Source organism: Paenibacillus sp. GCM10027628, from assembly GCF_042676385.1.
GTDB lineage: Bacteria > Bacillota > Bacilli > Paenibacillales > NBRC-103111 > Paenibacillus_E.
The window spans coordinates 1236944-1258796 of sequence record NZ_JBHTHA010000002.1 but is presented as its reverse complement, the minus strand read 5'-3'; the positions used below and the strand labels follow the sequence as shown (position 1 = coordinate 1258796).

At 48.1% G+C, this 21853-nt stretch carries 15 protein-coding genes and 1 pseudogene; 15 read left to right on the top strand and 1 reads right to left on the bottom strand.

Annotated features, from left to right (window positions below; all coding sequences use genetic code 11):
• The first annotated feature begins 4 nt into the window (after positions 1-4).
• From ACFQZT_RS06285 to ACFQZT_RS06235, 11 genes and pseudogenes are all read left to right on the top strand, one after another.
• Positions 5-652 carry a response regulator transcription factor gene (locus tag ACFQZT_RS06285; RefSeq protein ID WP_379297638.1) on the top strand — a complete coding sequence of 216 codons (648 nt, stop codon included), beginning with the start codon at positions 5-7 and terminating at the stop codon, positions 650-652.
• Positions 645-2036, top strand: coding sequence for a sensor histidine kinase (locus tag ACFQZT_RS06280; protein WP_379297636.1), 1392 nt, complete (start codon positions 645-647; stop codon positions 2034-2036). The genes ACFQZT_RS06285 and ACFQZT_RS06280 overlap by 8 nt, the downstream gene beginning before the upstream one ends.
• A gap of 154 nt (positions 2037-2190) precedes the next feature.
• Positions 2191-2412: pseudogene (locus ACFQZT_RS06275) on the top strand (DDE-type integrase/transposase/recombinase); the annotation flags it as partial.
• 437 nt (positions 2413-2849) lie between these two features.
• Positions 2850-3770: an ABC transporter permease subunit gene (locus ACFQZT_RS06270; protein WP_379297634.1), complete on the top strand. Its 921-nt coding sequence runs from the start codon at positions 2850-2852 to the stop codon at positions 3768-3770.
• The gene (locus ACFQZT_RS06265) at positions 3767-4735 is read left to right on the top strand and encodes a carbohydrate ABC transporter permease (RefSeq protein ID WP_379297631.1); all 969 of its coding nucleotides are present in this window, start codon (positions 3767-3769) and stop codon (positions 4733-4735) included. Before ACFQZT_RS06270 ends, ACFQZT_RS06265 begins: the two co-directional genes overlap by 4 nt.
• A 43-nt stretch (positions 4736-4778) precedes the next feature.
• Positions 4779-6581, top strand: a complete 1803-nt coding sequence (locus tag ACFQZT_RS06260; RefSeq protein WP_379297629.1) for a type 2 periplasmic-binding domain-containing protein — start codon at positions 4779-4781, stop codon at positions 6579-6581.
• A gap of 106 nt (positions 6582-6687) precedes the next feature.
• Entirely contained in the window at positions 6688-8220 is a 1533-nt protein-coding gene (locus ACFQZT_RS06255; RefSeq protein WP_379297627.1) for a carboxylesterase/lipase family protein, read from the top strand.
• 226 nt (positions 8221-8446) lie between these two features.
• The gene (locus ACFQZT_RS06250) at positions 8447-10135 is read left to right on the top strand and encodes an extracellular solute-binding protein (RefSeq protein ID WP_379297989.1); all 1689 of its coding nucleotides are present in this window, start codon (positions 8447-8449) and stop codon (positions 10133-10135) included.
• Between the two features lie 95 nt (positions 10136-10230).
• Entirely contained in the window at positions 10231-11988 is a 1758-nt protein-coding gene (locus ACFQZT_RS06245; RefSeq protein WP_379297625.1) for a sensor histidine kinase, read from the top strand.
• Between the two features lies 1 nt (position 11989).
• A complete protein-coding gene (locus tag ACFQZT_RS06240) occupies positions 11990-13609 on the top strand; it encodes a response regulator transcription factor (RefSeq protein WP_379297987.1) in 1620 nt (539 codons plus the stop codon).
• 48 nt (positions 13610-13657) lie between these two features.
• Positions 13658-15910, top strand: coding sequence for a glycoside hydrolase family 95 protein (locus ACFQZT_RS06235; protein WP_379297623.1), 2253 nt, complete (start codon positions 13658-13660; stop codon positions 15908-15910).
• A gap of 172 nt (positions 15911-16082) precedes the next feature.
• Here ACFQZT_RS06235 and ACFQZT_RS06230 read toward each other — a convergent pair whose 3' ends face one another.
• A complete protein-coding gene (locus tag ACFQZT_RS06230) occupies positions 16083-16943 on the bottom strand; it encodes an AraC family transcriptional regulator (RefSeq protein ID WP_379297621.1) in 861 nt (286 codons plus the stop codon).
• Between the two features lie 131 nt (positions 16944-17074).
• Here ACFQZT_RS06230 and ACFQZT_RS06225 point away from each other — a divergent pair, with 131 nt between their 5' ends.
• The 4 genes from ACFQZT_RS06225 to ACFQZT_RS06210 are packed head-to-tail and all read left to right on the top strand — an operon-like array spanning position 17075 to position 21835.
• Entirely contained in the window at positions 17075-17905 is an 831-nt protein-coding gene (locus ACFQZT_RS06225) for an amidohydrolase family protein (RefSeq protein WP_379297619.1), read from the top strand.
• Positions 17902-19398 carry a tagaturonate reductase gene (locus ACFQZT_RS06220; protein WP_379297617.1) on the top strand — a complete coding sequence of 499 codons (1497 nt, stop codon included), beginning with the start codon at positions 17902-17904 and terminating at the stop codon, positions 19396-19398. Before ACFQZT_RS06225 ends, ACFQZT_RS06220 begins: the two co-directional genes overlap by 4 nt.
• Complete coding sequence (locus ACFQZT_RS06215; RefSeq protein WP_379297615.1) at positions 19395-20894, top strand: UxaA family hydrolase; 1500 nt, start codon at positions 19395-19397, stop codon at positions 20892-20894. The genes ACFQZT_RS06220 and ACFQZT_RS06215 overlap by 4 nt, the downstream gene beginning before the upstream one ends.
• Entirely contained in the window at positions 20891-21835 is a 945-nt protein-coding gene (locus ACFQZT_RS06210; RefSeq protein ID WP_379297613.1) for an aldo/keto reductase, read from the top strand. The genes ACFQZT_RS06215 and ACFQZT_RS06210 overlap by 4 nt, the downstream gene beginning before the upstream one ends.
• The last annotated feature ends 18 nt before the right edge of the window (positions 21836-21853 follow it).

Here is a 21853-nt window from a genome sequence, read left to right as displayed (position 1 = left end):
GGACATGAACCTGCTGCTGGCAGACGATGAACAGCTGATGTTGCAAATTTTAAAAGCTTATTTCTTAAAAGAAGGTTTCCAAATACTCCTGGCACAGGACGGTGAGGAGGCGCTGGATCACTTCTATAACAATCATATAGATTTGGCGATTCTGGATTGGATGATGCCGAAGCGGAACGGTATCGAGATTTGCCAAGAAATCAAGAAAACCAGCCGGACGAAGGTTCTGCTGCTGACGGCTAAGGGAAATCCCGAAGACGAGTTCCTAGCATTGAAGTCAGGAGCAGATGATTACGTTCGCAAGCCGTTTGATCCACGTATTCTGATCCTGCGTGCAAAAAAATTGCTGCAGCTTGCCTCGAAGATTTCGATCGGCGATGTGACAATTGATCTCGAAGGCCAGAAGGTTTATCGTGGCGGTGAGGATGTGCTGGCTACACACAAAGAGTTTCAATTGATGAAATATTTAGTGATCAACAAAGGACAAATCGTCACGCGTAAAATGCTTTTGGATCAGGTATGGGGATTCGACTATTTTGGCGAAGAACGGACGGTTGACACCCATATTCGCAGGCTACGGGAAAAAATCGGAGAACATCGAATCAAGACGTATCGGGGAATGGGTTATTGTCTGGAGGTTGCTGATGAGTAAACTAACTCGAAAGCTGATTGTTCAAATCACGGCCGCGCTGTGTGTTGTATTTGTTCTCTCGTTTGCGGTGAACACCTATTTTCTCCCCCCCTATTTTTTGTACCAGAAAAAGCATAAGCTGGCTGGGCTGGTCTCTGAACTGGCTCCCATGGAGTATGATCCCTTAATGGAGCGAATTAAACCTATAGAGGATCAATACCAGGTCACGATTGCACACGCCTCCTTGTCAGATACTGTCGATGACTTGAACAAAGAATTGCTAATACAGCTAAACCGCAAGGGGATTACGCTCAGCAAGTTTTGGTTGACCGAGGAAAGCATTGCATTACTGCGTAACGGAGGAAAAGTCAATAAAATATATGATCAGGCCAAGCTGAAGTCCAGATTTCTAGCCGATTTCCTGGCAGTTGACGGATCTGTGTTCGTAGTAGGTGAATCTCTCTCCCATTCAGCAGAAACGATCCAAATCGTCAACCATTTCAATATGTACATCTGGATCGGCATGCTGCTCCTGCTCATTCTATTGTCCGCTTTGTATACATCTCGGATTGTCAAACCGCTTGCTAAGCTGAATGAGACGGCCAAGGCAATCTCTAACTTGTCATTCACCCATGCGGATATACGGACGGGCGACGAAATCGAAAATTTGGCGCACAGCATCAACCGGATGAGCGATAAATTGGAGGAATCGCATCTGTCACTAGAAGCGAAAAATGCGAACCTGCGAACGTTTATCGCAGATATCTCGCACGAGCTAAAGACACCTTTATCGTTAATTCGAGTATATGCGTCCGGGCTACAAGATGGTTTGGATGACGGCACCTATGTTGATGTGATTCGGCAGCAGAGTGAAGTGATGGCCGACTTGATCGACCGGTTATTGGAGCTGTCTCGGCTACAGGTTGTAACCTATCAATTTGAACCTATCGATTTTCGGCAGTTGATCACGGAGACGCTTGACGCTTATCGAATTGCGTTCCAACAGCAAGGTCTAGTATTGAAAACGCATGATCGGCTCACAGAAGCATGGGTAACGGCGGATCGGCAAAAGCTGGAGTCTGTATTGCATAACTGGATGACCAATGCAATGAAATATACGACCGGCAAGCAAGTAAGTATTACGATGGAAACGAAAGAGGATTCCGTTCATTTCAGCATCACCAATGATACAGACATTGAAGGTGATGCTCGGTGGGAGCAAGTTTGGGAGCCTTTCTATGTGATGGAGAGCTCTCGCAGTAAAAAATTTAGTGGTACAGGTCTCGGCTTGTCCATTGCTCGAACCGTTTTGGAAAACCACCGCGCTTCTTACGGCCTTACTGTGCAAGAAAGGACAGTCACTTTCTATTTTTCCTTGCCCCTGCATCGCCGATCAGTTAAATGAGCGCTGAAAATCGTCTGCTAGGCGTGGACGAACGCATGGGCATTTGGCCGCCATCGGGATTGACCTGCGTTTACAATTTGTCCATTTTTTCAACGGAGTAGGCACGAAGTTGATTCAATACAAAGGTATGGATTATGCTTATATTGATAAAATTCGAGATGTGGCAGAAATGATGAAAGAGCGAGGATTGAATATCTCTCATACAACGATCATGAGATGGGTTCATGAGTTCGGACCTGAAATAGACAAACGAATTCGTCCCTATTTGAAACCGACTAACGATTCTTACAGGGTCGATGAAACTTACATCAAAGTCAAAGGGAACTGGAAGTATTTATACCAGGCAGTCGATTCTGAGGGAAACTCGATAGTGTTTCGCGGATCGAGAAGAGGGCGCTCATGAAGCTTTACCATGAATTTTATAAGCGAAGCAGTGTAGAGGGGGAGACCCCTCTTTTTCTTATTCTTCATCAATGGACAAGCGACATCTGTGCAAGGGATAACGATTTCATTGTGTCAACGACGGGTAAGCAAAGTAAAAAGATGTACATTGTTTCACTACCTCCATCAATTTTAAAATAAATGCATACACAGCTGTAGTTTTAGAGTTCAATGGTATGATTATCAATTCCGACTTGGGAAGCGTAGGAGGTCATTGTTTGTAAATTTGAACAAAGCGAACTATTCTTGTGTGCAAGTATGGAAGCGTTTACTCGAATTGTGCTTCAGATCGCTTCTAACCTCCGGAGACGACCTTCAACGAGATCGATGCCAAGTGAAAATGAAAATATCAATAAATGGGAGGTTAACCTGGTGAGGTTAAAAGAAAACAGTTTGAGAAGCATGTCTATTAGGAAATTTCTCTATATACTGCCTTTCATGATTTTACTTGCTATCTTTTCATACTACCCGCTATATGGATGGGTTTATGCATTCTTTGACTATATGCCGCCGACTCCTCTGTCCCAATCGCCTTTTGTAGGTTTAAAGTGGTTTCGTTCCTTGATCGAAAACCAAGTAAAGGTAGATCAACTGCTTCAGATTATCAAGAATACGTTTGGGATGAGTGGCTTGCTTCTGCTATTCTCCTGGCTTCCGATGATTTTTGCCATATTCCTGAATGAGATTAAAGCCGTACGTTTCCGGAAGTTTGTACAGACGGTTACCACCCTTCCGAACTTTATCAGCTGGGTATTGGTATATTCGCTGGCATTTTCCATGTTCTCCAGCGAAGGTATAGCCAACGGCCTTTTGAAACAACTGGGACTTATCGATTCTCCGATATTATTCCTTCAAAACTCCCAACATGTTTGGATTACGATGTGGATGTGGGCTACCTGGAAAGCATTGGGCTGGTCAGCCATCTTATATATGGCGGCGATTACGGGGATAGATGAATCACTTTATGAAGCGGCCCATGTAGACGGTGCGACAAGAATGCAGGTTATAAGACACGTTACATTGCCAAGCTTGCTGCCTACCTATTTTGTTTTGTTGATGCTGCAAATTGCAAGCTTCCTGAATAATGGCTTGGAGCAATATTTCGTATTTCAAAATTCGTTTAACAAAGATTCCATACAGGTTTTAGACCTATACGTCTACAACCTTGCAATGGGGGGCGGCAGTTATTCCGTCTCTGTCGCGATCAGTATGCTGAAGAGCTTGATCAGTGTAGTGCTTCTCTTTTCTGTTAACGGACTATCAAAAATGTTAAGAGGAGAGAGCATTGTATGAGTGACAAAGCAGCTGGTCTGGTACCGATTGAAAACGTGCATAACAACAATTCCATTAAAAAAATGAAAGATCAGGTCAGCACCACCGATAAAATGATTTCTGCTGTGATCTATGCCTTGTATGCCCTGTTTGCTTTTATTTGCGTATATCCATTTTACTCCATCATCATTAATACGATAAGTGCAAACGATATCAGTGCCAGGGGTGAAGTTATATTTTACCCGCGTCAACTCCATTTCCATAACTACCTGGATGTCTTTAAGATACCGGGACTGTGGAATGCTGCCATGGTATCTTTGGGAAGAACATTGAGTGGAACAACTTTGACGGTAGGTGCTTCAGCCTTTTTGGGATTCATGTTTAGCCAAGAGGATATGTGGAGAAGAAGATTCTGGTATCGCTTTACGATTATAACCATGTATTTTAATGCCGGGATTATTCCATGGTATCTGACCATGAGGTCCTTGCATCTAACCAATAATTTTTTGGCATATGTTCTGCCGACAATCGTAGCCCCGTTCTTTATCATTCTTGTAAAGACCTTTGTGGAATCAATGCCGAAGGAATTGCAGCAGGCGGCAAGTATCGATGGGGCCGGGATCATGACTATCTTTATCAAGATCGTGTTGCCCATAAGCAAGCCCATATTGGCTACGGTTGCCATATTTGCGGCAGTCGATCAGTGGAATTCCTTTCAGGATACGTTGCTGCTGGTTACCGACAGCAAGCTCTATTCTTTGCAGTTTATTCTATATAACTATATCAATCAGGCAAGTTCGTTATCCACAATGGTAAACCTGCAAAATGCCGGTTCAACAGCCATGGCAAGTCTTGCAACAAAGCAAACCACGACTTCCATTCGTATGACGGTTACCATTATTGTTGTTGCACCCATATTGCTGGTTTATCCGATTTTCCAAAGGTTTTTTGTAAAGGGGATTATGATCGGTGCAGTCAAAGGCTAATTGGCACCATTATAATAAAATATCAGGTTTAGGGGGATTGCCAATGAGTAAGAGGAGTAAAGTGGTAAAAAAATCGATGTCGTTATTATTTGCTTACATCTTCATGGTTTCGGTAGTATTGGCAGGCTGTACAAGCGCACCCAATAATACGGCTTCGTCAACAGCAACATCTACTGGGTCATCAGACTCCAGTAATGCTGCAGCTACATCAAAGGCCGGTAATGCGATAGATCACAGTAAGCCGCTGACCATTACCGTATATGACAACGCAGCAAATTACCAAGGTGAACAGACAGGGTGGTATGGAAAGCTTCTGAAAGATAAGTTCAATATTACATTGAACATTCTTGCTCCGCAGGTTGCCGGCGATCAGCTGTATAAGACAAGATCGGCAGCCGGAGATCTGGGAGATCTCTTGATCGTCGATAACAGCCAGTTGGAAGAATTAATTCCTGCCGGTCTTATTATGGATATCACGGATAAGGTCAAGAATACGAAGTACTTGTCCAAATATGTGGATAATCATTTCAAACCTTTCAATGCGGCATTTGATAAAGTAAATCCGAAGAGCAAGATTTATGCGATGCCGACTTTTGAAGCTGACACTTCGCCAACGACATTCTCGGAAGAAATACCTTACTCAAGCCCGATCATGCCATGGGATTATTACAAGGGAGTAGGGGCGCCCAAGCTGAACAATCTGACCGATCTTCTGAATGCACTGAAGATGATGCAGGGAAAATATCCAAAGACACCAGACGGTAAACCGATTGTGCCGATCACCTTGTGGAAGGATTGGGACGGTGGCGGCATGGAAAATGTACGCTGGCTCAGCAACTGGTACGGTTATGAGCAGCCGGATGGCACTACGACCATTCAGTTGAATGCAAAAGGCGACATCGTTCCGCTCATAGATGACAACAGTATGTACAAGAAGATCTTGCAATTCTATTTTACTGCAAATCAAATGGGTTTGGTTGATCCCGACTCGGCATCCCAGGACTGGAACAAAGTAGCTGAAAAGCTGACTAACAAGCAGGTTCTTCTCTTGTGGTACTCTTGGCAAAGAGGTTTCTACAATTCAATTGAAAGAGGTAAGAACGGCGACGGGAATGTTGCTGTGCCGATAGCCGACACTCATATCATTCAGAATAGCGATGCTTATTACGGAAGCGGAAGAGTATTCGCCCTCGGTTCAAAAGCGAAGGATCCCGATAGGATTATGGAATTCCTGGATTGGATGGTTTCTCCTGAAGGATTGCGCTACTATGCTAATGGATTTGAAGGCTTCAATTACGAAAAGACAACGGATGGCAAGTATAAGTTGACCGAAGTAGGACAAACCGCCTTTCAGAAGAACACGCCGGTTCCGGCTCAGTACGGCGGCGGCGGATACCAGGACGGACAGAGCAAGATCAACAGTATGATCATGAGCGATTTTGTCAAAGATCCGGACACGGGGGAATTCTATAACAACAATTACTGGAGCGCAACAATAGAAGCTAACAAGACAGCGCTAACAACGGATTGGCAGAACACATATAACGCAAAGAACGCTACGGACTACTACTTGAAAAATAAGATGATCGATATCGTACCGAATATCAATACAAGCCTCGGGAGCGATTCGTCAGACATTAAAAACAAACGCAGCCAGATTTCGAACTATGTAAAGAACACATCCTGGAAGATGGTATTCGCCAAGAATCAAGCGGAATTCGACCAGTTGTGGGCAAAGATGAAGACCGATATGGTAGGCCTCGGTTGGAATGATGTAGTTGCAACGGATACGGCAAAAGCCCAAAAGATCGTTAAAATGCGTGCCGATGCATCAGCCAGCAAGTAAAAACGCTTAATATTTGAGGGATATATATTTCAATAATATATATCCCTCAGATTGTTATCGAGCTCCGATTTTTCGGGTCTTTGCCTAACGAAGGGAGATAGTAAACATGCTTAGAGTAGTAAAGATTAAAAACGGAACAGTTCAGGGGCTGGCAGCAGCCGACCCCCGGATCACGAGCTTCAAAGGGATACCGTTCGCCGCTCCGCCCGTAGGCGAAAACCGCTGGCGTGCCCCGCAGCCTGCGAAGGACTGGGAAGGCGTGTTCAAAGCGTACGAATTCGCGCCGATCTCGATGCAGGTGAGACAAGAGATCGACGATAACAACATCTATACCCGGGAATGGGCCGTGGAACCGGACATCGCGATGGATGAGGACTGCCTCTACCTGAATGTATGGACGCCGGCCAAGCGCGCCGATGAAAAACTGCCGGTATATGTATGGTATTTCGGCGGAGGGCTTCAGGTCGGCCATACGGCCGAAATGGAGTTCGACGGAGAACGCATTGCCAGGCGGGGCATCGTAGTGGTCACGATCAACTATCGTCTGAATGTCTTCGGATTTTTATGCCATCCCGAAATTACGGCGGAAGCGCCGGAAGCGCCCGCCAATTTCGGCAATCTCGACCAACAGGCCGCTACGAGATGGGTCAAGCGCAATATTGCTGCTTTTGGCGGCGACCCGGACAACATTACTATCGGCGGCCAGTCCGCCGGGGGTGGAAGCGTCATGAGCCAGCTTACATCACCTCAGAACGAAGGGCTCTTTCAGAGGGCGATTATTCAAAGTGGGATCTTTACGAAGCTTTACCCGGGAACTCCCATGCCCAGACTTCGGAGTCAATTGGCGGAAGCCGAACAGGATGGCGTGAAGTTTTTTGAGTATCTCGGCGTATCTACGCTTGCGGAAGCCCGGCAGCTGGACGCGGTCTATCTCCGCGACAAGGCGGTGGAGTACCGGGGCTTCTGGGGCACTGTCGCAGATCAGGTATTCAGCGTAGGCAACCCGTTTGAATTGTTCCTTCAAAACAAGCGTTGGATGGTGCCGGTGATGTTCGGCCATACATCCTCGGAGTTTTTCAGCGTTCCGAATGTCGACACACTTGACGACTTCAAGAGGATGGCCGTAGACATGTTCGGCGACGATGCCGATGCGTTTCTTACGATTTGTGGGGCTGAATCGTTCGAGGAAACCAAGAAGAATGCTTCGGTGAGCGGCATCGAATATGCGATTCGCATTGCTGCGCAAGCCAATGCCGATACCGGTGCCCATACCTCCTTGTACTATTATAACTTCGACGCGGAAATACCAGGTTGGGATAACCCGGGCACCTTCCATTCGGTGGATCTCTGGTTTTTCTTCGAGACGCTTGCCAAATGCTGGCGGCCTTTTATCGGCAAACATTACGATTTGGCCCGCCAGATGTGCAATTACTGGGCGAACTTCATCCATTCCGGAGACCCGAACGGACAAGATTCTACAGGAGAAGAACTGCCGCGATGGGAGTCCTATACGCCCGAATCGCCGTATGGGATGCTGTTTGCAGACCGGGCCGAGTTTTCCGAGGAACAACCGAGTGAGATCATGAAGTTTCTAGTGCAGCAATATTTCAAGAAGAAAAGGACTGAGGGAACGATATAAAGCGAATCGAATGAAGATCCATTTGCTCCGCCTGATCGGCAAAGGCATGGTGTTGCAACGAAACGCACAAGCGTTAATATGGGGGGAGCTATTGTTTGGCTGTAGCCCCTGACCCTATAATATATGCATATGAAGCATTGTCGTATAGGCCCCATAAAAGTCAACCGATCGGGGGAAGAACAAGGAAGTGAAAAAACATAGAAAAAAAACATGGCTGATTTCAATCATGTCGGCAGCTACAGTCTTATCGGCTTGCAGCGGACAAAACGGTTCAACGGATAACGGCCTGAGCCAATCATCCAATGTGGAGTCGGGCCAAACTGCAAGTAACGAACCGAAGGGAGCACCTTCAGATCCGTTCGGCAAATATGATCCGCCGATCGAAGTGTCGTTCGTGCGGAATCTTAGCGACGTCGTAGAAAACAACGTGCTTGGCGTGCTAAAAGGCGAAACGTTCGAAGACAACCGCTGGACCCGCTTGTTCAAAGATCAACTCGGCATCAAAATTAAAAATAATTGGGTTGTAAAAGGCGACGATACTTCCGAACAATACTTGCAGAAGCTCAACGTGACGATCGCATCCGGGGATATTCCCGATTTCATGTCCGTAAACTCGACTCAACTGAAGCAGTTGGCCAACGCCGGCCAAATCGAAGATATGACTACTTTATATCCGCAATACGCTTCGCCCGATCTGAAATGGATGATGTCGCAAGAAGGGACGGCCCCATTCGATGCAGCCACGTTTAACGGCAAGCTGATGGCGATTCCGCTTGTCGATTCCTCCATTGAAAGCGCTATGTTGATCTGGATTCGTACAGATTGGCTGCAGAAGCTCGGCTTAAAGCCTCCGAAGACGATGGCTGACGTTCAAGAGATTTCGAAAGCGTTTGCGGAGGGCGATCCGGAAGGCAATGGCAAAAAAGATACGTTCGGTCTCGGCGTAGCCAAAACGCTGTGGGGCGGAGCCATGGGGTTGGAGGGCTTCATGGCCGGGTACAAGGCTTATCCGAACAAATGGGTGGAGGGCAGCTCCGGGAAGCTGGTTTACGGCAGCGTCCAGCCGGAAGTGAAGAAAGCGCTTCAAGTCCTTCAGACCATGTTCCAGAATGGTGAGTTGGATCAGGAATTCGGGATGAAAGACGGAACCAAGGTTTCCGAGCAAATCGCCGCCGGGAAGATCGGCATGGAATACGGCGAACAGTGGAACTCGATCTGGCCACTTCAACTGAACCGCAATAAAGACCCGAACGCACAATGGCAGGCGTTCCCGATTGTTTCGGAGTCCGGAGAATCGCCGAAAGTGCCGTTAAAATTCAATACGGTCAAATTCTTTGTTGTGAAGAAAGGTGCCAAGCATCCCGAAGCCGTCATCAAGATGTTCAATTTGTTCTATGAAAAGAACTGGGGAAAAACAGCGGAGTTTGACAAATATTATGCGCCGCCGGAAGCGGAAAGCGTATGGCAGCTATCCCCGGTGAATCCAAGTCCGATCAAGAAAAACGTGGAGGCGTACCGGGCGATAGATGCAGCCCGTAAGTCCGGCAATTTCTCGGCATTGGCGGGGGAAGCCAAAACGATTCAAGGGAAGATAGACGCATATCATTCAGGATCGAAGGATGGATTTGCGCTATGGGGCTGGGAGCGGATTTACGGTTCGGAAGGCTCCGAGGGGGTCGTGGACCAGTACGATAAAAACAATCAGTTCCTGCAGGATAAGTTTTACGGCGCGCCTACTCCAACGATGGTCGAGCGCAAATCGACTTTGGAAAAGCTGCAGAATGAGACGTTTACCAAAATCATTATGGGTGCGCCTATTGATGACTTTGATAAGTTCGTTCAAAACTGGGCGAAGCTGGGCGGGGCACAAATGACAAAAGAAATCAATGACTGGTATGCAACAATCAAGAAGTAGCGGCATACCCGTTCATGCAATAGGATGTTGTCAAAGGTATTGTTCTCGGCAGCGTGAAAGGGTGATAATGAAAGAAAAAGCTGGAGGCATGCGACTTGTTCAACCGTCAACCGTTCTCTTTGAGGAACACGATTTTCCTTCGGCTGCTGCTAACGTTTCTACTTATCATTCTGCCTATTATTATGATGGGCGTATACCTTTATCAATGGGTCGTACAAACGGCAAGCGATGACATTTCCAAAACGGCGGTTTCCCAGATCACCTTCTATTTGACCGACTTGGAGAATGAGGTGGAACGGATGAAGCTGCTGCAGTACGGGCTTATTGAAGATGAGAATCTCAACGAGCTGACGTTGACCTGGGATTCCATGGATGCCTATACGCGCACGGAAAAAATTAATTCGCTATGGAAGCGGCTCTATACGACCCAAAACAGCAGCGTCTATATCAAAAATGTGACTGCACATATTTATCCGGTCTCCAAATCCGTTTCGTCCGCCAATGGGACGAGCGAGCTCGATATCAAACGGTATGACCGGATTCGCGCCGAGCTTGGAGGTCGAAATAGCCAGGTCATGTTGTGGGATGGAGGGCTGTTCTTAAGCGCAGCCAAACCAAGTGCGACTTATGGGGATCGGCCCCTGTTCGCGATCGAAATCGAGCTGGATACCCAGAAGATTCGTGAGGCGATAAGCCGCCTCAATACTTACGCCGGCAGCGGTACCCTGTTGTTCTCGGAGAAAACCGGCGACATGATCGTAAGCGGCGCTACAACACAGCTGCAGCAAAATATGATCGCTCTCGTCCGGCAAGCGGGTGGAACTTTCGTTTCTCAAACGGGAACTTATTCGATTTCGGGAAGCCGCTATTATACGGCTTATTCTCGTTCCGACTACCTGGATATGGCCCTGTATCGGTTTATTCCCGAGCAGATCATCAAAAAGCCGTTGGACAAGTTTTATGTATGGGCTTGGTTATTTCTCTTCGCTGCCGTTGTCATCATCGGCGTATACGCGTTTTCCACCTACCAATTTATTCACAAACCGTTGATCACGCTGGTGAAGAGTTTTCGGCGCATGGAAGGCGGAGACCTGGATTTCGTCATCGCCCACGAGTCCAAGTATGAGTTCGGCTATTTGTTCGGCCGATTTAACCAAATGGTTGCGAATCTCCGATCTTTGATCGACCAAGTCTATAAACAGAAAATTATGGCACAACGGGCCGAACTAAAGCAGCTTCAGTCGCAAATCAATCCGCATTTTCTGTTTAACAGTTTCTTTATTCTTAATACGATGGCGAAAACGGGGGATCTTGAGCGGGTCGAATTATTTACAACCCAGCTTGGGGAGTACTTCCAATTTGTGACTCGGAATGCCTCCGACGAAGTTTCTCTGAAACAGGAAATTCAACATGCCAGAGTGTACACGGAGATTCAAAAGCTTCGATTTTCCCGTCGGGTTGCCGTAAAGTTTGAAGACCTCCCGAATGAGCTGGAAAAGCAGCAAGTTCCGCGACTGATCGTACAACCGATCATCGAAAACGCTTTCGAACATAGTCTGGAGCACATGGCGAAAAATGGACGGATCGTCATCCGATTCGACTGGAGTGAAACCGAAGTCCGGATTTTTGTCGAAGATAACGGCAATCGTCTGACGGATGAGACGTTGCAGCATATTGGGGAATCGCTCGTGACGAGCGATGAACAGATGGAAACGACCGGAATGGTTAATATTCACCGCCGCCTGAAAATCACCTTCGGAGATCCGTATGGGTTGTACGTATCCCGAGGCGAGCTTGGCGGACTCCAGGTAATCATCTGTTTACCGAGGAAGAGGGGTGGAGAGCTTGTATAGAATGCTGATCGTGGACGATGAGGAAGTGATTACGGACGGACTGTTTGAAGTGTTCAACCAATTGGAGTTGGGCCTTGATCTATATAAAGCGTATTCCGGAGAGGAAGCGCTTGATTGGATGAATCGAACGAGAGTGGATATCGTGTTGACCGATATCCGCATGCCGGAGATGGACGGCCTCGAGCTGATGAACAATATCCGGAAACGATGGCAGCATTGTAAAATCGTTTTTTTGACAGGGTATAACGACTTTGATTATGTGTATCAGGCGATTCAGCACCCGGGAGTCAGTTATCTCTTAAAGAGCGAAGGTTACGACAAAATTATCAAGGCGATAACCGATGCCATCGCTGAATTGGAAAACAGTCTGAAATTTCATCATCTTATCCAGCAGTCTAGAGAGAAGCTGACCACGCTCGAAACGCTCGCTCAAGGCAATTATTTCCGGTATTTGCTGCAGGGGACGAGAGTCGCGGAACAATTGGAGGTCGATTTCCGCCAATTGGGCATTACGCTTGATCCTTCTATGCCTGTGATTGTCGCTCTTGTCTTCCTGCAGCGCATGAACGGGAACGGCTTGCATCCTTCATTCGCCGAAAGCCAGGAAACTGCGCTTGCTTTAAAATTTTTGGCGGAGTCATTTCTGACGGAACGAACCTCAAGCTTGGGAGTCATTGACCGTTACGGCGACCTGGTCTGGCTTATCCAGCCGAAGCCCGGCGATGGGATGGATGCCGGAGGCGCCTATCCCCATACGGTAACTTTTCTAGAGGGCCAATTCGAGCTCATGCAGCAGGCTTCCAAAGCTTCATTAGGGGTGACTATTGCCGTAACGCTTTGCGCCGACCCTTGCGACTGGAAACAGCTATCAGCCGTATACGACAGGATCCGGAGCCAGCAGCATAAGCGGGCGGGGGATGGCGCCCAGATGGTGCATACGGTCAATGTGGAAATGATCGAGACCGCAGCCCTTTCGCGATCGCTGAGGGAGAAGGCGGAGGCATTGGCCGTCCATCTGGAAGGCGGAAGAAGAGAAGGATTTCTCGCGGTGCTGGAGGAGCTGACCGAGTCGGCATTCGGCGATAAGCGAAACGGAGGTCCCATTCTCTTGGAACTCTATTATTCGATCGCGCTTTTGTTATTTTCCTACATCAACCGGTGGGAACTGCATGACAAGGTCGGAACAGGCGGTCTGATGCAGAGAGACATGCATGCTTCCTGGCAAGACAGCTTCGAGCATTTGAAAAAGACCGCGGAAATTTTATTCGATTTCAGATTGAGTGGAGAAAAAACCAGGGCGGCCGCAACGATTGAGAAGGTCCGCACCTATATTGAAGAACATATCGGCGAGGACCTGTCGCTCGTACGCTTAGCCGGCATGATTCATTTCAACCCTTCTTATTTATCGCGTCTGTTTAAGCAGGAATGCGGAGTCAATTTATCCGAATATATCGATGAAGTTCGAATAGAAAGAGCGAAAGAAATGCTCAAACAGGAGGAGCTGAAGATTGCAGAGGTAGGCGCACGGCTGGGGTACGAAACGCACCATTCTTTTACCCGTTTCTTCAAGAAGTCAACCGGCGTGACGCCTCTCGAATATCGGGAGAGCTTCAGGAAATAGCTCGGAAATATCGAATGAAGGCAATTGTGCGGAAGGGGAATTCATAAAATGACAGATTTGAGTCTCAAAACAAAGCGATTGTGGTTTCGCGAGCCTGCTTCCGATTGGAACGAAGCGCTTCCCATCGGCAACGGCCGGCTCGGCGCCATGGTTTTTGGCCGATTGGACAAGGAAAGGCTGCAATTGAACGAAGACTCGGTATGGTATGGCGGGCCGCGTGACCGCAATAATCCCGACGCGTTCCCGAATCTTCCCAAGATCCGGGAGTTGATTCTGGAAGGCAGGCTTAAGGAGGCGGAGGAGCTTGCGGCTATGGCATTGCCAGGCTTGCCTGAAGCGCAACGCCATTATTTGCCGCTCGGCGATCTTATTCTTTCCTTTGCGGGCCATGAAGCGAAACCTGCGAATTATATTCGGGAGCTGGATCTGAACTGCGGAGTCGCGAAAGTGGAATACGAGCTTCAAGGCGTTCGGTATACCCGTGAAGTCTTTGCCAGTTATACCGATCAGGTACTCGCCGTGCGATTGACAGCCGATCGTCCCGGAAGCCTCTCGTTCAAGGCACGTTTCAATCGGAGTTCGTGGAGATATCTCGAAAAGACGGAAAAATGGCGGCAAGACGGCCTGATCATGCGCGGCCATTGTGGCGGAGAAGGCGGGGGGCAGTTCCGCGCGGTATTGAAGGCCGCCGTCAAGGGTGGATCCCATACGACCATCGGTGAACATTTGATCGTGGAAAATGCGGACGAAACCGTCCTGTTCTTAGCCGCAGGGACGACGTTTCGATTTGCGGACCCGGAGGCGGCTTGTAAGGAACAGGTCGAATCGGCAATCAAACATTCCTGGGAACTTCTGCTTGAACGTCACGTATCCGATTACCATTCTCTCTTCGACCGTGTGGAACTGACTCTCTCGAATGGAACAAGCGAAGCGGATGGCCTTCCGACGAAGGAAAGGCTGGAACGGATCAAGCAAGGACATGACGATCCGAATCTGGTTGCGCTTTATTTCCAATTCGGCCGCTATCTGCTCATCTCCTCGAGCCGTCCGGGTTCGCTTCCCGCCAATCTGCAGGGGATCTGGAACGAGCAATTCCTGCCTCCATGGGACAGCAAATATACGATCAATATCAATGCGCAGATGAATTATTGGATTGCCGAAGTCGGGAATATATCCGAATGCCATCTTCCTTTGTTCGACTTGATTGAACGAATGAGAGAGCCCGGAAGGATAACTGCGAAGACCATGTACGGCTGCCGCGGCTTTACAGCTCATCACAATACCGATATTTGGGCGGATACGTCTCCCCAGGATACGTATTTGCCGGCTTCTTTCTGGCCGATGGGCGCTGCTTGGTTGTGCCTGCATCTGTGGGAACATTTCGTGTATGGTCAAGATACGGAATTTCTCGCTCGCGTTTATCCGACCATGAAGGAGGCGGCGGAATTCGTGCTGGACTATCTGATCGAGGGGGTGGACGGGCAACTGATCACGTGTCCTTCGGTTTCCCCGGAGAATACGTATAGGCTCCCAAACGGCGAATCCGGTGTCCTGTGTGCCGGGGCTTCGCTGGACTTCCAGATCATCCGTGCGCTATTCGATGCTTGTATAGAGAGCATGCGGATCCTCGGGATCGATGAACAATTCCGAGGAGAGCTCGAGAAGACCTTGCCGCGGCTGCCGCAGCCGGCGGTCGGAAAGCACGGTCAAATCCAGGAATGGATGGAGGATTACGAAGAAGTGGAGCCGGGGCACCGGCATATCTCCCATCTGTTCGGCTTGTATCCGGGAGAGCAGTTCACGGTCGAGAAAACGCCGGGGCTCGCTGCCGCGGCACGGGTTACCCTGGAGCGGAGACTTGCGAATGGAGGAGGGCATACCGGATGGAGCCGCGCATGGATTATCAACTTCTGGGCGCGTCTTCAGGATGCGGACAAGGCGTACGAGAACGTAAGGGCTCTTCTCCGACACTCTACGCTGCCCAATCTTTTCGATAACCATCCGCCGTTCCAGATTGACGGGAATTTCGGGGGGGCCGCCGGCATCGCTGAGATGCTGCTTCAGAGTCATTCGGGCGTCCTCCACCTGCTTCCGGCGTTACCACGGGAATGGAAAGACGGATATGTCCGGGGCCTCAGGGCCCGTGGGGGATACACGGTGGACATCCGTTGGGTGAACGGCAAGGTGGTTGAAGCCAAGGTAACGGCAAAGGGGGGCGGGGTATGCCGGCTCAAGGGAATCGCGAACGGCGAAACGGTCGAATTCACGACGGAAGCCGGGCAATGCTACGTGTTCTTTTAATACGTTGTTAAGAAGAAGCCATCCAAGATGTTGATTTGGAGGATTTGATTCTCGATCGGAATTATAAACGTATAAAGTATTCGTTTTGAAAAGGAGCTGTGTAAGTGAAAACGGCTCCTTTTTTTATTATGGTCACTTTCAGAGCAAGGTTTTAAAGCTAAGGAAACATTCTCTATTTCATTTGAAGACGGTAAGCTCTTGGCGTCAATCCCGTCAGCTTTTTAAAAGTTTGATAAAAATGGCGCATTCCTTGGAAGCCGCAGGCTAGTGCTACAGTTTCGACGTTGTCATCCGTCGATAGAAGCAATTCTTTGGCTCGGACAAGTCGTTTAGCATTCACATAGTCGGTCACATTCATTCCTGTCAGTTGCTTAAAGACACGGGCGAAGTGGCTGGCATTGACACACGCCTTTTCGGACAATTCCGAGAGTCCTCCGCATCGGACAGGGTCACTGTCAATGTCCCGTAAAGCATTTCGGAGCCACTGAGGGCCGATCCCATTCAGCGGAGATGACGTTTCTTTAGTAAACGGATGCCGGCTTAACACAAGCAACAATTGATGCAAGTGAAGACGAAGTGCATGACGGTAGCCGAGATTTTTTGCAATCATTTCACGTTTCATCGCATTAATGGCAGTTTCAATCGCCAGGCGGACAGGCTTGGAAAGCTTGATTTTATACTGTTTCTTTTTTCGGGCAATCTCAAAGCACCTAAGCGATTCGTATCCATCACCAAGCGAGTCTGTCTGCAATAACGTGGGTGCGAAAAATACGGCCGTAGAAACAATAGGATCGTTGGCGGACGGAAATGCGCGGTGAACAGTGTTGCCGGGGATGAGGAATAGATCCCCCGGTTCTTTTTCGTAGAGGGCGTCATCGATAAAAAACATTCCGTTCCCCTTGTGAACGTACACCACTTCGTACAAGTCGTGCAAATGGTCCGGCAGCTCACTTTCCGAATATCGAAGACCTTTATAAACCATGTCGAACGGAAAGATCGGGTCCAGTAAAAATGGCTTGCGAATCGGTTGCACGAAGATGACCTCCTGTATAATGTGGTTGCTTAAAATATATCAAAATCGGATATAAATATGCAATTAAATGACATTTTAATTTCTTATTATTGTCGTAAAATATAATTATGACGAGAGGAGAGGACTTCCCCATGCGTATTGATGCTCACCAACATTATTGGTCGATGTCTCGCACAGATTATGGATGGATTACACCTGAGCTACCGGTGTTGTATAGAGACTATCTGCCTGAAGATCTCGAAATTCATTTGAAGAAACATAGCATAGACGGCACCATCACTGTTCAGGCAGCCCCTACGTATCAGGAAACAGAGTATATGTTTACACTTGCCGATCGTTCGGACTCGATTCTAGGCGTTGTCGGATGGCTGGATTTATTTGATCCATCTCATCGGGAGTATTTTGAACGTTGGCGGAAACATCCGAAATTCGTTGGTTTTCGCATTATGATTCAAGAAATGTCCGATGCAAGCAAGCTGCTCAAGCCCAAGTTTGTGGAAGCGCTTCAAGTTTATGCGGAAATGGGCTTTCCCGTGGATCTGCTCGTGACATCGAATCAGTTAAACGAGCTTAATGAATTGCTCGACGCCGTTCCAGGATTGAGAGGCGTCATTGATCATATCGGGAAACCGCGTATCGCGGAGCAGGTATTTGAGCCATGGGCCGCGCAAATCGAACGTGCATCTAGACATCAAAATATATATTGCAAAATTTCCGGCTTGGTGACGGAAGCCGATCATCAAGCATGGAAACCGCAGCATTTTAAACGATATATCGAACATGTTTTGGAAGTTTTCGGACCGGAACGGGTCATATTCGGAACGGATTGGCCGGTTTGTTTGCTTGCTGCTACCTATGACGAAGTTCTGGATATTCTCGAAAGCGCCATACCGAAGTCGTGGGGAAAACAAGAGAGAGCAAGATTATTTGGAGAAAATGCAAGGGAGTTTTACAAGCTATGATGAAGGAGCGATTAAACTCGAACTTATTGACGGGGGAGCAGAAACGTCAGTTTGAAGCAGTCTCTGCTGCTCCTGTCACCGTTCTGCAAATTGGAGAAGGAAATTTCCTGAGAGGGTTCGTAGACTGGATGCTTCATGTAAGCAGGGAGCAAGGGTTGTTTCATGGAAGCGTCGCTGTTACCCAGCCCAGATCTACCGGCAAAGCTAAAATAGAAGAGTTGGCTGCGCAAGATGGGATCTATACGCTTGTCATCCGGGGGTTGGAAGACGGTCAGCCGGTAGAACGTCAAAACACAATATCCATATTTTCCCAAATCATTAATCCTTACGAGGAATGGAATCGGTTTATCGCCTTGGCGGAAAGCGATGATTTAAGATTCGTCATCTCCAATACAACGGAAGCAGGAATCGCATACAAGCAGGAACAACTGACAGAGAGCCCCATTGCTTCGTTCCCGGGAAAAATGGCGTATTTGCTTTATCGCCGGTATCTTGCGTTTGGCGGTGCGGAAGATAAAGGCTTAATCTTCCTCCCTTGTGAGCTGTTAGAAAGGAATGGGGATTCGCTTCGCGACATCGTCATTCGATACAGCTTGGATTGGGGGTTCCCGGATGAATTTCGGGCATGGCTGGCGTCGAGCAACCGTTTCTTGAACACGCTGGTCGATCGGATTGTCACCGGATATCCAGGGGAAGAAGAGGCGCAAGCCTGGTTTTCAGAATGGTCGTATACGGATCGGCTGCTGACGACGGCAGAACCGTACCATTTGTGGGCCATCCAAGGGGAAGAGACGTTAGATGAGCAGCTGCCGTTACAAAAAGCCGGATTAAACGTGCACTGGACAAAAGATTTGCGCCCGTATCAGCAACGTAAAGTGCGCATCCTCAATGCCGCTCATACGTGGATGGCGCCACTCGGCATTCTTCATGGTGTCGAGCATGTTCGGGAGCTTATGGAGCATCAAGTTTTAGGGCAGGCAGTCAAGTCGATGGTTCGTTTCGAAATCATACCTACCCTTCCCTATTCAGCAGTTGAAATGAATGCTTATGCGGATACCGTGTTCGAAAGATTTAATAATCCGTTCATCCGTCACAGGCTTTCGGACATCAGCATGAACAGTTTGTCAAAATTTAAAGTCAGGTTGCTTCCATCGCTTAGCCATTATGCTGAACTTGGACTTCAGATTCCGGAAGGACTCGTAGCCGGGATGGCCGGCTTGCTGCGATATTATTGTATAGCTCAGGTAGACGGTCATTTTGAAGGCCGAGATTTTCAGGGAGGAACGTATATCGTTCGAGACGACGCTGAGTCATTGATGCGGATTGCAGAAATCTGGGCTAAAGCTAAAAAAAATCGTGAGGATTTGAAAAGTACCATAAAAGAGCTATTGGCTCTAACAACGGTTTGGGGCCAAGACCTTACAGATTGGATCGGCTTGGCAGATTCGATATGTCATTGGTGGGTAAAAGCGGAAGGAGGGGACAGAGGATGAAACCTTGGGTACGATTATCGCCAAACGATCAAGTTGTTATAGCACTTACTTCGTTTTCGGAGGGACAGAAGCTGACGTTGGAGGACGGCTCCCCATTGATTTTGATGGAGGATGTCTCGCGAGGTCACAAAATCGCAACAGACTTTGTCACTGCCGGTCATGACGTACTCAAATTCGGCTATTCTATCGGCAAAGCATCTGTCGATATTGAGCCGGGTACTTGGGTACACACGCATAACTTGAGAACCGGTTTGGAAGGTATCGTGAACTACAGCTACGAGCCGACAGACGAATTGAATTCATCTGTAAATCTAGCGGATTCGCATCGTACGTTTATGGGGTATGAGCGACCAAACGGAGAAGTCGGCATTCGCAATGAAATTTGGATTATTAATACAGTTGGCTGTATTAATAAGACATGCGAGCTTCTGGCCAAGAAGGGTAATGTACTGTTCGGGGACCAGGTAGACGGCATCCATCATTTCGCCCATCCGTTCGGATGCTCGCAGCTCGGTGACGACCTCAAATTTACGCAAAAGCTGCTAGCCTCTCTTGTACACCACCCGAATGCCGCTGGCGTGCTAGTCGTTGGGCTGGGGTGCGAGAACAACCAGATCGATTTGTTCAAGGATGCAATCGGAGACTATGATCCGAATCGGGTCAAATTTTTGAAGTCGCAGGATTCGGAGGACGAACTGGAGGAAGGCATAACGTTAATCGGTGAACTGGTTGATTTTGCCCGTACCTTCGCCAGAAAGCCGCTCCCGGTAGCGAAAATCAAAATTGGCCTGAAATGCGGGGGGTCTGATGGTTTTTCCGGGATCACAGCGAATCCGCTTGTCGGAGGGGTTTCCGACCGGCTAATCGGTGCAGGAGGAACCGCCATTCTCACGGAAGTGCCCGAAATGTTTGGAGCGGAGACGATACTGATGAAGCGGGCTTCGGATGAAGATGTATTCGGCAGGATCGTCGCCCTGATCAACGATTTTAAACAATATTATATACGGCACAACCAAGTCATCTATGAGAATCCATCGCCCGGCAATAAATCCGGCGGCATTAGCACGCTGGAGGAAAAGTCGCTGGGCTGCACCCAAAAGGGAGGCCATTCTCTTGTCACGGATGTGATTCCATATGGTGAAAGGGTCGATAGGACAGGGCTGAACCTGCTAGAAGCACCAGGGAACGATTTGGTTTCTGTCACAGCTCTTACAGCTGCAGGCGCGCATATCGTACTTTTCACGACGGGGAGAGGAACGCCGTTCGGAGGCCCTGTACCCACCGTTAAAATCTCGTCAAACTCGGAGCTCGCTCAGCGCAAAAGAAATTGGATTGACTTTAATGCAGGCCGACTCTTGGAAGGCCAAAGCATGGAGGAACTCATAGATGAATTGTGGGAATCGATGATCGCAATCGCTTCTGGCGAGATGCATACGCATAACGAGAAAATCGGGTTTAAGGAAATTGCTATTTTCAAGGACGGAGTGATTTTATGAAGTATCGCCCATTAGGAAATACAGGATTGGAAGTCTCTAAGCTCAGCTTCGGTGCTTCCTCCCTTGGGTCTGTATTTCGCCAAACAGATGACGCGGAAGCCATACGCACCGTACATGTGGCAATTGATGCCGGTATTAATTATATAGATGTTTCGCCATATTATGGCGCCACGAAAGCCGAAACGGTATTAGGCAAAGCGATCAGTCAAATGTCACGAGAGAACTTCTATTTATCTACAAAAGCCGGCAGATATGGTGTGGATACATTCGACTTTTCAAGCTCGAAAATTGAATCCAGTTTGGAAGAAAGTCTGCGCAGGCTGAAGACGGATTATGTCGATATTTTGTTCTTGCATGACATTGAATTCGTTCAACCGGACATCATTTTGCAAGAAGCGATACCTGCATTGGAGCGATTAAAGCAGCAGGGGAAAATCCGATTCACTGGCATTTGCGGATTGCCTTTGGCTTTGTTTGAACAATTACTGTCGAAAGTTCAGGTCGATGCCATTATTTCTTACTGTCATTACTCTCTGAATGATACTTCCCTATTGCGGCTGCTTCCGCTATTGGAAACATTCGGAGTCGGACTTGTCAATGCGTCGCCCCTATCGATGGGACTGCTAAGCACTCGTGGAACTCCCGACTGGCATTTGGCTAGCCCGGAATTAAAAGCAACCTGCCTTCGGGCTGCACAGTTAGTCTCAGAGCGAGGAGAGGACATTGCGAAGTTAGCGGTTCAGTTCTCGACGAACAATGAACGAATTCCAACGACGCTAGTAAGCACGGCAAATCCGGTAAATATCCAAAAAAACGCGAAATGGACGGATGAGCCCATGGATTTGGAGTTGTTACATGAAGTTTTACATGTTCTTGAACCGATTCATAACAAAACGTGGGTCAGCGGATTGCCGCAATATAACGAAAATATTCTTCTGTAAGAGAAAAGAGGTTTGCAA